This window comes from Mesorhizobium sp. BR1-1-6 (assembly GCF_020165355.1).
GTDB lineage: Bacteria > Pseudomonadota > Alphaproteobacteria > Rhizobiales > Rhizobiaceae > Mesorhizobium.
On the sequence record NZ_JAIUHZ010000024.1, the window covers coordinates 24,774 to 36,588 of the forward strand.

Annotated in this window: 14 protein-coding genes and 1 tRNA gene; 12 read left to right on the forward strand and 3 right to left on the reverse strand. The window is 63.7% G+C overall.

Annotated features, from left to right (window positions below):
* The first annotated feature begins 361 nt into the window (after positions 1-361).
* The 3 genes from LB545_RS27720 to LB545_RS27730 all read left to right on the forward strand — a co-directional run bounded on the left by LB545_RS27720 (position 362) and on the right by LB545_RS27730 (position 2,609).
* The gene (locus tag LB545_RS27720; protein WP_140562198.1) at positions 362-1,768 is read left to right on the forward strand and encodes a PTS galactitol transporter subunit IIC; all 1,407 of its coding nucleotides are present in this window, start codon (positions 362-364) and stop codon (positions 1,766-1,768) included.
* Positions 1,769-1,842: 74 nt separating this feature from the next.
* Complete coding sequence (locus LB545_RS27725; RefSeq protein ID WP_224706138.1) at positions 1,843-2,304, forward strand: PTS sugar transporter subunit IIA; 462 nt, start codon at positions 1,843-1,845, stop codon at positions 2,302-2,304.
* Positions 2,305-2,321: 17 nt separating this feature from the next.
* The gene (locus LB545_RS27730) at positions 2,322-2,609 is read left to right on the forward strand and encodes a PTS sugar transporter subunit IIB (RefSeq protein ID WP_140513359.1); all 288 of its coding nucleotides are present in this window, start codon (positions 2,322-2,324) and stop codon (positions 2,607-2,609) included.
* A 21-nt stretch (positions 2,610-2,630) separates the two neighbouring features.
* On the opposite strand, the gene LB545_RS27735 is transcribed toward LB545_RS27730, so the two are convergent.
* Positions 2,631-4,019 (reverse strand): multicopper oxidase family protein, encoded by a 1,389-nt coding sequence (locus LB545_RS27735; protein ID WP_224706139.1) that lies wholly within the window; start codon positions 4,017-4,019, stop codon positions 2,631-2,633.
* Between the two features lie 461 nt (positions 4,020-4,480).
* Positions 4,481-4,555: transfer RNA gene (locus tag LB545_RS27740), tRNA-Thr, on the reverse strand.
* Positions 4,556-4,717: 162 nt separating this feature from the next.
* Between LB545_RS27740 and LB545_RS27745 the strand changes: the two genes are divergently transcribed.
* The 9 genes from LB545_RS27745 to yacG all read left to right on the forward strand — a co-directional run bounded on the left by LB545_RS27745 (position 4,718) and on the right by yacG (position 10,426).
* Entirely contained in the window at positions 4,718-4,918 is a 201-nt protein-coding gene (locus tag LB545_RS27745; protein ID WP_140676736.1) for a hypothetical protein, read from the forward strand.
* A gap of 127 nt (positions 4,919-5,045) precedes the next feature.
* The gene (gene murA, locus LB545_RS27750) at positions 5,046-6,338 is read left to right on the forward strand and encodes a UDP-N-acetylglucosamine 1-carboxyvinyltransferase (RefSeq protein ID WP_224706140.1); all 1,293 of its coding nucleotides are present in this window, start codon (positions 5,046-5,048) and stop codon (positions 6,336-6,338) included.
* A gap of 149 nt (positions 6,339-6,487) precedes the next feature.
* Positions 6,488-6,922: a DUF2948 family protein gene (locus LB545_RS27755; protein ID WP_140501047.1), complete on the forward strand. Its 435-nt coding sequence runs from the start codon at positions 6,488-6,490 to the stop codon at positions 6,920-6,922.
* Positions 6,923-6,925: 3 nt separating this feature from the next.
* On the forward strand, positions 6,926-8,218 hold the full coding sequence (gene hisD / locus LB545_RS27760; protein ID WP_140525560.1) for a histidinol dehydrogenase: 1,293 nt from the start codon (positions 6,926-6,928) through the stop codon (positions 8,216-8,218).
* Positions 8,219-8,223: 5 nt separating this feature from the next.
* Positions 8,224-8,709: a UPF0262 family protein gene (locus LB545_RS27765; protein WP_140501043.1), complete on the forward strand. Its 486-nt coding sequence runs from the start codon at positions 8,224-8,226 to the stop codon at positions 8,707-8,709.
* 48 nt (positions 8,710-8,757) lie between these two features.
* The gene (locus LB545_RS27770) at positions 8,758-9,168 is read left to right on the forward strand and encodes a low molecular weight phosphatase family protein (RefSeq protein WP_140501041.1); all 411 of its coding nucleotides are present in this window, start codon (positions 8,758-8,760) and stop codon (positions 9,166-9,168) included.
* Positions 9,169-9,364: 196 nt separating this feature from the next.
* Complete coding sequence (gene infA, locus LB545_RS27775; RefSeq protein WP_006200926.1) at positions 9,365-9,583, forward strand: translation initiation factor IF-1; 219 nt, start codon at positions 9,365-9,367, stop codon at positions 9,581-9,583.
* 22 nt (positions 9,584-9,605) lie between these two features.
* Positions 9,606-10,232, forward strand: coding sequence for a Maf-like protein (locus LB545_RS27780; protein ID WP_140501039.1), 627 nt, complete (start codon positions 9,606-9,608; stop codon positions 10,230-10,232).
* Positions 10,229-10,426, forward strand: coding sequence for a DNA gyrase inhibitor YacG (gene yacG, locus LB545_RS27785; protein ID WP_140501037.1), 198 nt, complete (start codon positions 10,229-10,231; stop codon positions 10,424-10,426). Before LB545_RS27780 ends, yacG begins: the two co-directional genes overlap by 4 nt.
* A gap of 18 nt (positions 10,427-10,444) precedes the next feature.
* Here the strand turns inward: yacG and LB545_RS27790 are convergent, their stop codons facing one another.
* On the reverse strand, positions 10,445-11,815 hold the full coding sequence (locus tag LB545_RS27790) for an alpha-glucosidase/alpha-galactosidase (protein ID WP_224706141.1): 1,371 nt from the start codon (positions 11,813-11,815) through the stop codon (positions 10,445-10,447).

The window sequence follows — 11,815 nt, forward strand, 5'->3', positions numbered from 1 at the left end:
GACTGGGTGAGGGCAACTATGCTACATATTTGCCTATGGTGCTGAGTTGCGCCAAGGGCCCGCCGCACAGGCGGGTTTTTCCGTTCAATGGTCCGTCAAGAGCGCACAGGCGAAGGCTCCGTCAGCCCGGATGCCTTGGGTTCAAAGACTTGCCAATTGACATTGCCTTGAACTGCCTCAATAAAACATTCGTTCGCCAGCGAAGGCAAATGTTCATCCCGCATCACCGAGCGGGACGCATTCCGCCTCGCGGGCAGAACGGGGAGTGCCTTTGCGCCGAGGTTGGCGGCAAAGGCGTTGGAGGTCAACGGAGCATCATTTCGAACCCGGGGGTCGGGCTCGGTGCTCCAGGGGAGGACAAATGGATACTATTCTTGCGGGCCTCAAAGGGGCCATCGACACGCTCGGCGCAACAGTGCTGTTGCCGATCGTCATTTTCATCATAGCCGTCGTTCTGGGCGCAAAGGTCAGCAAGGCTTTTCGCGCCGCGGTCACCATCGGCGTCGCCTTCATCGGCATCAATCTCGTGCTTGGCCTGATGTTCACGTCGATCGGCGACGTCGCCAAAGCCATCGTCACCAACACCGGCATTCATCGCGACATCATCGATGTCGGCTGGCCGTCGGCGGCCGCCATCGCCTTCGGCTCGTCGGTCGGCCTGTGGGTCATCCCCGTCGGCATCCTGGTCAACATCGTGCTGTTGCTGACGCGCATGACGCGCACGCTCAATGTCGACGTCTGGAACTTCTGGCACTTCGCCTTTGTCGGCTCGCTGGTCGTGGCGGCGACCGACAATCTGGCCTACGGCATCGCCATCGCGGCGTTGGTCGCGGCGCTGTCGCTGCTGTTCGCCGACTGGTCGGCGCGCGCGGTGCAGCAGTTCTATGGCGTGCCCGGCATTTCGGTGCCGCACCTGGCTTCCGCGCAGATCCTGCCGATCGCCATCATCCTGAACTGGATCATGGACCGCATTCCCGGCATCAACCGCATCAACATCAACACCGAGACGATCGAGCGCCGGTTCGGCGTGTTCGGCGAACCTGTCGTGCTCGGCTTGATCATCGGTCTCGTGCTCGGCGCCATCGCCTTCTACAATGCGGGCGATCTCGGCACGGTGCTCGCCAAGGTGCTTGGCACCGGCATGACCCTGGCAGCCGTCATGCTGCTTTTGCCGCGCATGGTGAAGATCCTGATGGAGGGCCTGATCCCGGTCTCCGACGCGGCGCAGGAATTCGTGCGCAAGCGCACCGGCGACCGCGAGCTTCTGGTCGGTCTGGACTCCGCCATCCTGATCGGTCATCCGGCCGCGATCTCGTCATCGCTGATCCTGGTGCCGATCGCGATCATCCTGTCGGTGATCCTGCCGGGCAACCGCGTCATCCTGTTCGCCGACCTGGCGGTCATTCCCTTCATCGTCGCCATGACCGCCCCTCTGGTCAAAGGCAATGTGTTCCGCATGGTGGTGATCGGCACGGTGACGCTGGCGATCGGTTTCTACGTCGCCAACGCGCTGGCGCCGCTGTTCACAAGTGCGGCCGTCGCCTCGGGCTTCAAGCTGCCGGCAGACGCGCTGCAGATCACCTCCGTCGTCGACGGCTTCCTGTGGGTGCCCTATGTGATCATCGAGGCGATCCAGGGACTTGGCCTTGCCGGCATCGTCGTGATCGCCGTGGTCATCGCGGCACTGTTCGTCCTCTATCGCCGCAACACGCTCGGCTGGGAACGGGCAGCGGGCGCCGAGGACGAGCCGGCCGAAGGCACGGCCTGAGCCTCATCACGCCTGACGTTTGAAATGATCGTGCGCCCTCCCCGGGCGCAAGATTTTATCGACGGAGCAAAAACATGTCTGACGGACTCATGCAGCTTCTGGACCCCGAAGCGATCGTGCTCGGATCCGATGCCTCGACCAATGAGCAGATCATCCGCATCCTGGCCGGCCGGCTCGAGACGCTCGGCTATGTCAGAAGTTCCTACGCCGACGCGGTCGTGCGCCGCGAGTTGACCATCCCGACAGGACTGCCGCTGGAGCGCCCCGACAATGTCGCGGTGCCGCACACCGATCCGGAACATGTCCTGAAGCCCGGGATCGCTTTGGGCACATTGAAGCATCCCGTCGTCTTCGCCAACATGGAAGACCCCGACGAGAAGCTGCCGGTCGGCTTCGTCTTCCTGCTTGCCATCAATGACAAGGACAAGCAGATTGAAGCGCTGCAGGCCGTCATGGCCACCATCCAGAATCCAGATGCATTGGACGGCCTGAGGTCGGCCACGACGCTAGACGACGTTCGGGCCGTGCTCGGCTGAACAAGGAGAAGCAAGAGATGTCCAGACAGAAAACAATTCTCTTTGCCTGCGGCACGGGCATAGCCACCTCGACCGCGGTCAACGTCGCCGTCACCGAGGCGATGAAGCAGCGCGGCCTGACCTTCAACGCCCAGCAGGCCAAGGCGACCGAAGTGCCGGGGCTGGCCGACAGCGTAGACTTCATCGTCGCCACGACGCCGATCTCGGCTTCGGTGACCAAGCCGGTCATCAAGGGCCTCGCCTTCCTCACCGGCATCGGCAAGGACAAGGTGCTCGACGAGATCGAGGCGCAACTGCGCAAGTAGGCCGCGGCACGCGACTCGATTTCAGGTCACCCTGACGTAGCTCGTCATGCCCGATTTCTGATGCTCGATGATGTGGCAGTGCAGCAGCCAGTCGCCGGGATTGTCGGCGACGAAGCCGAGGCTCACCTTCTCGTTGGGCTGGATGAGATAGGTGTCGGAAACCAGCGGCTGCACGGGCCGAGTCGAGGATGACAGCACTTTGAAGCTCATGCCGTGCAAATGCATCGGATGCGATTGCGGCGTCAGGTTCTCCATGTCGATGACATAGCTCCTGCCAAGCTTCAATTCGGCCAGCGGCGCGGTCGGATCCGGCGTGTCACCCGGCCACGGCACCTTGTTGATGGCCCAGAAACTGTAGCCGAGCGAACCGCATATGCCGTCGCTCGGAATGTTCTCGGCCGTGGCGCTGAGCGCCAGCGAAATATGCTGGGCAGCGGAGAGATCGACCTCCGCCACCGGATTGGCCTCCAGCGGCGCGACATCACGAATGTCGCGCTTCAGCGAGCTGCCAGCCGCACGCAAGGTAGCCAGCACCTTGGGCTTGGTGCCCCTGACGTCCCGCAGGCTCACGACCGCGCCCTCCGCGTCAGGCATGCGGATGGCGAGTTCCATGCGCTGTCCCGGGCCAAGCAGCAAGGCATCGGGCGAAAAACGCTGCGGCACCGGATTGCCATCCAGCGCGATCACCGTCGCCTCCGCGCCGTCGAGGCGAAAGGCATGGATGCGCGTCACGTCGGTGATGGCGACGCGCAGCCGCACCAGCCCGCCGGCCGGCGCGTCATAGTGCGGCTGGTCGAGCCAGTTGGCCGTGCGCACCGTGCCATAGGTGCCGGTTCTCGCGGCATCGCGCGGCCGGAACTGATCGATGAACTGGCCATCGTCGCCGAGGCGCCAGTCGCGCAGATTGAGGACGATTTCGGCATCGAATTTCGGATCACCGGGATTTTCGACCACGATGACGCCGGTCAGGCCGTGCCCCATTTGCTCCAGCGTATTGCAATGCGGGTGATACCAGAAGGTGCCGGCATCGGGCGGCGTGAAGGCGTAGTCGAAATGATCGCCGGTATAGACGTAGGGCTGGACCAGGAACGGAACGCCGTCCATCTTGTTGGGGACCCGAACGCCGTGCCAATGGATCGTCGTCGGGTCGTCGATGGCGTTGACGAGCCGGGCGGCGAAGGGCTCGCCCTTTTTCATCCTCAGCACAGGCGGCATCCCGGCGCTGCCATAGGTCAGCACGTCCCGGGTCGGACCGATCTCCATCAGCCTGGCCTGGATCTTGGCCGTCCGCAGCACCACCGGCTCGGGCGTGGCGGCGGCCCAGCCGCCAAGCCTCCCCATCGCGACGAGCCCGCCCGCACCGGCAAACGCTGCCGATTTCAGAAGTCGACGGCGTGTGATCAAGGTCATGCTGCGCTCCAGCGGGAAAGCCCTCGGAATCGCCGACTTGAATCACGATCGGGCGACCAGCGCAAATCCCGATATCGGCATTTGCGTTCCGATGAAGCCGCAACCAGCGCCGTCTGCGCGGACGGCGCTTCGCCCTGCGACTCTGATCGGGACGACGGCCGCGCCAGGTGATGCTTCAAGGTACTGACCGGAGCGGGACTCGCCCGGGTCGCCAATGCCGATGTTTTCAACCGTCCGATCGGGCGGGTGGGGGGCGGAAGGGCGCCAAGCGGTCGCCCGCTATGGGCCGGCGCTCGTCGCGGAGGAAAGCAAGCAGGCCGATTTGCTCCCGCCATGAAAGCGCGACGAGAACCAACCTTGCGCGAAATCTCGGATTCAGGTGCCGGATGCGCCTTTTTTTGCCCGTTCGTGCCGCAAGGGCTTAAGAATGGGACGGATGGCGCTGAAAATGTCGGGCAGTCTGGTGCTGCGAGAGAGGATTGAACTCTCGACCTCTCCCTTACCAAGGGAGTGCTCTACCACTGAGCTACCGCAGCCGCTGATGGCGGGGCTTCTGCCATATCGAACCGGCAAGCGCAAGGCCAAGTGCAAAGCATCTGTGAAAGCCTTTGCCGGATACGTTTTGATGACATGGCCGCGCCACAATGTTGGTTATGCCTGAAATAGCGGCCTGGCCGGCCGCCGGCTAGGACGGGACGATGAACGACAAGACAATTCCACCGAAAAAGGGCGGCACCGGCCGCAAGGACCGGCTCGCCGAGCAGCTGCGCGCGAATCTGCTGAAACGCAAGGCACAGTCGCGCTCGCGGCGCGCCGGCGACGCCGACAAGCGGCGCGCCGGGGACGCCGACAAGCGGCCGGACGGGGTCGGCGCGGCGAAGGAAATACAAAAAGATTAACTCAAATCCGCCACTCTTGGGTCGGGTGCCAGGAAATCCTATTTCTTGAACCAGCTTGGCCGATGGTCTAGACGGGCCGATAATCAAACGATTGAAACCGGCTTTCAGGGCCGAGGGGATAGTCTTCATGGATCGCATCAGAATTGTCGGCGGCAACAAGCTCGCCGGAAGCATTCCGATCTCGGGCGCGAAAAACGCCGCCCTGCCGCTGATGATCGCGTCGCTTCTGACAGACGACACGCTGACGCTCGAAAACGTGCCGCATCTGGCCGATGTCGAGCAGCTGATCCGCATCCTGGGCAATCACGGCGTCGATTATTCGGTCAACGGACGCCGCGAAAAGCAGAATGAAGGCTATTCGCGCACCATCAATTTCTCCGCCCGCAACATCGTCGACACGACGGCCCCCTACGAGCTGGTGTCGAAGATGCGCGCTTCGTTCTGGGTCATCGGCCCGCTGCTGGCCCGCATGGGCGAGGCCAAGGTGTCGCTTCCGGGCGGTTGCGCCATCGGCACGCGGCCGGTCGACCTGTTCCTGGAAGGCCTGCAGGCGCTGGGCGCCGACATCGACGTCGACACCGGCTACGTTATCGCCAAGACCAGGAACGGCCGCCTCGTCGGCAACCGTTACGTCTTTCCGAAAGTGTCGGTCGGCGCCACCCATGTGCTGATGATGGCGGCGTCGCTCGCCAAGGGCGAGACGGTGCTTGAAAACGCCGCCTGCGAGCCCGAGATCGTTAACCTCGCCGAATGCCTCAATGCCATGGGCGCCAAGATTTCCGGCGCCGGCACGCCAACCATCACCATCGACGGCGTCGAGGCACTGTCGGGCGCGCGCGTACGCGTCATCCCGGACCGCATCGAGACCGGCACCTATGCCATGGCCGTCGCCATGACCGGCGGCGACGTCGTGCTCGAAGGCGCGCGTCCCGATTTGCTGCAGACCGCGCTGGACGTGATCTCGCAGACGGGCGCCGAGATCACGCCGACCAATTCCGGCATCCGCGTCAAGCGCAACGGCGCCGGCATTTCACCGGTCAACGTGACGACGGCGCCCTTCCCGGCCTTCCCCACCGATCTGCAGGCGCAGTTCATGGGGCTGATGACCATGGCCAAGGGCAAGTCGCGCATCACCGAGACCATCTTCGAAAACCGCTTCATGCATGTGCAGGAACTGGCGCGCCTGGGCGCCCACATCACGCTTTCGGGCCAGACGGCAATCGTCGAGGGCGTGCCGAAACTGAAGGGCGCGCCTGTCATGGCGACCGACCTTCGCGCTTCCGTTTCGCTGGTCATCGCCGGCCTGGCGGCCGAAGGCGAAACCACGGTCAACCGCGTCTATCATCTCGACCGCGGCTTCGAGCGGCTGGAGGAAAAGCTGTCCAATTGCGGCGCGGTGATCGAGCGGATCTCGGCTTAGGCCGATCCCCGCCCGCCTCACGGCTGCGCGGACCGGAACGACCTCCGGATTCCTGCTTGAGCATGATCTTTTCCGAAAAGCGGTTTCCACTTTTCGGGATCATGCTCTAACAGAAGGCTGAACAGTCAATTTTCAGGTGCGAGATCCGCATGAACGGCCTCAAGCTTATCGCCCTCGACGACCAGGACCTGAGCATCGTCTCCGCCCATGTCCAGGACGCCGTGATGAAAGTCTCTGACCTTGAATACCTTCCCGCGGCCAAGCGTTTCGTGCTGACCATGAACCGTTTCGTCTGGGAGGCCAAATCGGGCTTCTTTCGCCAGCACAACGAACGGCGCCAGGCCGTGCTGCATTTCGATCGGGTTTTGGGCGCCAAGACCAGCGGCATAGCCCGCGACAAGCCGGCCGAAGTGCTGTCGCTGCTGGCGATCAGCTTCATCGAGATCAGCAAGCCGGCCGGCATCGTCGAGCTGATCTTTTCGGGAGGCGGCGCAATCATGCTCGATGTCGAATGCATCGAGGCCCGCCTTGCCGATGTCGGCGGCGCGTGGGAAGCCACGTCGCGTCCCGTGCACAGGGCCTGAGCGATGGCCATCACGCTTCGCCAGTCCGACGCCGATTTCGAACAGCGTTTCGCCGCTTTCCTCACCACCAAGAGAGAAGTGTCGGCCGATGTCGACGCGGCCGTGCGCCAGATCATCGCGCGCGTGCGCGCCGACGGCGACGCCGCCCTCGTCGACTTTACCAGACGCTTCGACCGGGCCGACCTCAGGGAACTCGGCATTGCCGTGTCGAAGGACGAGATCGCCCGCGCCTATGCCGCTTGCGACCACCAGACGATCGAGGCACTCGAATTCGCGCGCGACCGCATCCGCGCCTACCACGAGCGGCAGCGGCCGAAGGACGACCGCTTTACCGATGCCGCGGGCGTCGAGCTCGGCTGGCGCTGGACCGCGGTCGAGGCGGTCGGGCTTTACGTGCCGGGCGGTACTGCGAGCTATCCGAGTTCGGTGCTGATGAACGCCATACCGGCCAAGGTCGCCGGCGTGGAGCGCATCGTCATGGTGGTGCCGGCACCCGGCGGCGTCATCAATCCGCTTGTGCTGGTGGCGGCCGACCTTGCCGGCGTGCCGGAAATCTATCGCGTCGGCGGCGCCCAGGCGATCGCTGCCCTGGCCTATGGCACCGAGACGATCAAGCCGGTCGCCAAGATCGTCGGCCCTGGCAACGCCTATGTCGCGGCGGCCAAGCGCCAGGTGTTCGGCACCGTCGGCATCGACATGATCGCCGGCCCCTCGGAAGTGCTCGTCGTGGCCGACGGCGACAATGATCCCGACTGGATCGCCGCCGATCTCCTGGCCCAGGCCGAACATGACGCGTCCGCGCAGTCGATCCTGATCACCGACGATCCGGCCTTTGGCAAGGCGGTGGAGGAGGCGGTCGAACGGCAGCTGCCAAACCTGCCACGGGCGGAGACGGCAGCGGCGAGTTGGCGCGATTTCGGCGCGGTGATCGAGGTTGCGGCGATCGAGGCAGCGCTGCCGCTGGTCGACCGTATCGCGGCCGAGCATGTCGAACTGGCAATCGACGATGCCGAGGGCTTCCTGTCGCGGATGCACAATGCCGGTGCCGTGTTTCTCGGCCGCCATACGCCGGAAGCCATCGGCGACTATGTCGGCGGTTCCAACCACGTGCTGCCGACGGCGCGCTCGGCGCGTTTCTCGTCAGGGCTTTCGGTACTCGATTTCGTAAAGCGCACCTCGATCCTGAAGCTCGGGCCCGAGCAATTGCGCGCGCTGGCGCCCGCCGCGATCGCGCTGGCCAAGGCGGAAGGGCTCGACGCGCATGGACGCTCCGTCGCTATCCGGCTGAACATGTAGGCGCCATGTCGGGCTCCGATCAAACCCGGGCGAGGCTGATCGATGTCGAACTCGATGAATCGATCGGCCGTTCGACGCCCGACGTCGAGCACGAACGCGCGGTGGCGATCTTCGACCTGATCGAGGAGAACAGTTTTCAACCGGTCAATGACAGCGGCGCCGGCCCCTACCGGCTGAAGCTGTCGCTGGCCGAGTCCCGCCTGGTTTTCGCCGTGACGCGCGACGACGGTTCCGCCGTGGTGACCCATATCCTGTCGCTGACGCCGCTCAGGCGCATCGTCAAGGACTACTACATGATCTGCGAAAGCTATTACGACGCCATTCGCTCCTCGACGCCGAGCCATATCGAGGCGATCGACATGGGTCGCCGCGGCCTGCACAACGAGGGTTCGCAGACGTTGATGGACCGGCTCGCCGGCAAGATCGACATCGATTTCGACACGGCGCGCCGGCTGTTCACGCTGGTCTGCGTGCTCCATTGGCGGGGTTAACCCCTGACCGCCGGCGCACCGCCCCGTTCGATCCTGTTCCTGTGCGGCATGAATGCCGTGCGCTCGCCGATGGCCGAGCTGTTGGCGCGGCGCATGCTGCCGGCCAGCACCTTCGTCGCCTCCGCGGGCGTGCGCAGCGGCGAGCGTGACCCGTTCGTCGATGCCGTGCTTGCCGAGGAAGGCCTGTCGCTGGGCGAGCGCCATCCAAGGACGATGGACGAGCTGGAAGACGACTATTTCGATCTCATCGTCACGCTCGCGCCGGAGGCGCACCATGCCGCGCTGGAGCTCACCCGCTCGCTCGCCGTTGAGGTCGAATACTGGCCGACGCCGGATCCTACCGGCGCCAGCGGCACGCGCGAGCAGATCATCGCGGCCTATCGCGATGTGCGCGAACGGCTGAAGTTGCGCATAGGCCGACGTTTTTTGCTTCCAGAAGCAAAAAACGCGACGGATTAAGCGTGTTCACAAGCCGACGATTATCATATAGGTTCCGCCGAATTTCCGGCTAGAGTCGGATGCGGTTGGGTCTCTTCGACCTGACAGCTTCCGACTCTAGATCAAAGAAGTAGAGCATGATGTCGTCCGAAAACCGCTTCATACTTTTCGGCATCATGCTCTAAACGCCGGGAAACCATCCAAGCAAAGGTATCGAATGCCGAAGGAAGAAGTCCTCGAGTTTCCGGGTGTCGTCACGGAACTGCTGCCCAACGCCATGTTCCGGGTGAAACTCGAAAACGAACACGAAATCATAGCCCATACGGCCGGCCGCATGCGCAAGAACCGCATCCGCGTGCTGACCGGCGACAAGGTCCTGGTCGAGATGACGCCCTACGACCTGACCAAGGGCCGCATCACCTATCGTTTCAAGTAAGATCAAGGCCGACTGGTCCGCGATGAGCATTTTGCTGAAGCTGGTGCTTGCCTCGGGTTCGCCGCGCCGCATCGAACTCCTGCAGCAGGCCGGCATCGAACCGGACCGCATATTGCCTGCCGACATAGACGAGACGCCGCTGCGTGCCGAGCATCCGCGCTCGCTGGCCAAAAGGCTGTCGAAGGAAAAGGCCGAAAAGGCATTCGCCTCGCTGAAGTCGGAAACCGACTACGCGCCGGCCTTGGTGCTGGCCGCCGACACGGTGGTCGCTGTCGGGCGGCGCATCCTGCCCAAGGCCGAGACGCTCGATGATGCCGCCAACTGCCTCGGACTGCTGTCGGGGCGTTCGCACCGGGTCTATTCCGGCATCTGCCTGATCACGCCCGGCGGCAAACTGCGCCAGCGGCTGGTCGAGACGCGGGTGCGGTTCAAGCGGCTGCCGCGCGAGGAGATCGACGCCTATGTCGCGTCGGGAGAATGGCGCGGCAAGGCCGGCGGCTATGCCGTGCAGGGGCTTGCGGGCGCTTTCGTCGTCAAGCTGGTCGGCTCCTACACCAATGTCGTCGGCTTGCCGCTTTACGAGACCGTAGCGTTGCTTTCGGGCGAAGGCTTCAAGGTCCATCAAAACTGGTCCTCGGCGCGGCCATGAGCGCGGACGACAAGGTGACGCCGCTGCGGCCAAGGCGCCCCTGCCCCGAATGCGGCAAGCCTTCGGCGCGCGAGACCTACCCGTTCTGCTCCAAGCGCTGCAAGGACATCGACCTCAACCGCTGGCTGAAGGGCGCCTATGTCATCAAAGCCCGCGACGACGAGGAAGAACCCGACGCCGACGAGCCAAAATAAGCTAAGAGCGACGCTTGGTCAGGCGGCTTGGATCTTGCGGCTCACGCGTGCCCAGGCCGGCAGCCAGTCGCCGTGAGCGGCAAGAAGCTCGTCCACCAGTGACCATATCTGGTCGAGGTCGAGCTCGGCTGCCGTGTGCGGATCCATCATCGCCGCATGGTAGATGTGTTCCCGGTTCTCGCTCGTCAGCGCCCGCACCGTCAGTTCCTGCACGTTGATGTTGGTGCGGATCAGCGCCGTCAATTGCGGCGGCAGGTCGCCGATGTAAGTCGGCTGGATGCCGGAGGCGTCGACCAGGCACGGCACCTCGGCGGCGCACTCGCGGGGCAGCGGGGTGATGCAGCCATTGTTGCAAACATTGCCGTAGATCACCGACGGCTCGCCGGTCCAGACCGAATTCATGATCGAGGAGGCATATTCCTTCGATTGCTCGACCTCGATGCGCTCGGCCGAACGATAGGCTTCCGCCTGCCCCTGCCAACGCTCGATCTGCTCGATGCAGCGCTTGGGATATTCATCCAGCGGGATACCGTATTTCTCGATCAGGTCGGGACGACCGCTCTTGATGAAATAGGGCGTGTATTCGGCGAAATGCTCCGAGCTTTCGGTGACGAAATAACCGAGCCGGGTCAGCATCTCGTAACGCACCTTGTTGGGGCAGCGCGGATTCCAGCCGGGCTTGGGCGCACGCCCTTCGCGATAGGCGCGCAGGAGATCCGGGTAGAGGTCGCGGTAGGAGCCGTCGGCCTGGCGGTGCTCGAACTTCAGGTAGAAGGCCATGTGGTTGATGCCGGCGGAGCGATAGCGGATGTCCTCGTAGGGAAGATCGAGATCGTGCGCCAGTTCCATCGCGGTGCCCTGCACCGAGTGGCAGAGGCCGACCTGCCTGATCTCTGGATATCTCTCCGAGATCGCCCAGGTGTTGATCGCCATCGGATTGACGTATTGCAGCATGATCGCATCGGGGCAGACGGCGAGCATGTCCTCGCAGATCTTCCACAGATGCGGCACGGTCCTCAAGCCTCGCATGATGCCGCCGACGCCGAGCGTGTCGGCGATGGTCTGGCGCAGGCCATATTTCTTCGGCACTTCAAAGTCGGTGACGGTGCAGGGCTCGTAGCCGCCGATCTGGAAGGCGACGACGACGAAATCGGCACCGGCCAGCGCCTTGCGCTGGTCGGAATAGGTCTCCGCTTTCGCCTTCACGCCGAGCGTCGCGATCAGCTTGTTGACGACGACGGCACTCTCTTCCAGCCGCTGCGGATCGATGTCCATCAGCGCGATCGTCGCGCCCGAAAGCGCCGGCCGCTGCAGCACGTCACCGACGATGTTCTTCATGAACACGGTCGAGCCGGCGCCGATGAAAGTGATCCTGGGATTTCTTGCCAC

Coding starts and splice junctions, on each gene's coding strand:
- hisD (WP_140525560.1), top strand. CDS start 6,926: ATGGCCATCACGCTTCGCCAGTCCGACGCCGATTTCGAACAGCGTTTC.
- LB545_RS27725 (WP_224706138.1), top strand. CDS start 1,843: ATGTCTGACGGACTCATGCAGCTTCTGGACCCCGAAGCGATCGTGCTC.
- infA (WP_006200926.1), top strand. CDS start 9,365: ATGCCGAAGGAAGAAGTCCTCGAGTTTCCGGGTGTCGTCACGGAACTG.
- LB545_RS27780 (WP_140501039.1), top strand. CDS start 9,606: ATGAGCATTTTGCTGAAGCTGGTGCTTGCCTCGGGTTCGCCGCGCCGC.
- LB545_RS27730 (WP_140513359.1), top strand. CDS start 2,322: ATGTCCAGACAGAAAACAATTCTCTTTGCCTGCGGCACGGGCATAGCC.
- LB545_RS27720 (WP_140562198.1), top strand. CDS start 362: ATGGATACTATTCTTGCGGGCCTCAAAGGGGCCATCGACACGCTCGGC.
- LB545_RS27765 (WP_140501043.1), top strand. CDS start 8,224: ATGTCGGGCTCCGATCAAACCCGGGCGAGGCTGATCGATGTCGAACTC.
- LB545_RS27735 (WP_224706139.1), bottom strand. CDS start 4,019: ATGACCTTGATCACACGCCGTCGACTTCTGAAATCGGCAGCGTTTGCC.
- LB545_RS27745 (WP_140676736.1), top strand. CDS start 4,718: ATGAACGACAAGACAATTCCACCGAAAAAGGGCGGCACCGGCCGCAAG.
- murA (WP_224706140.1), top strand. CDS start 5,046: ATGGATCGCATCAGAATTGTCGGCGGCAACAAGCTCGCCGGAAGCATT.
- LB545_RS27755 (WP_140501047.1), top strand. CDS start 6,488: ATGAACGGCCTCAAGCTTATCGCCCTCGACGACCAGGACCTGAGCATC.
- LB545_RS27770 (WP_140501041.1), top strand. CDS start 8,758: ATGAATGCCGTGCGCTCGCCGATGGCCGAGCTGTTGGCGCGGCGCATG.
- yacG (WP_140501037.1), top strand. CDS start 10,229: ATGAGCGCGGACGACAAGGTGACGCCGCTGCGGCCAAGGCGCCCCTGC.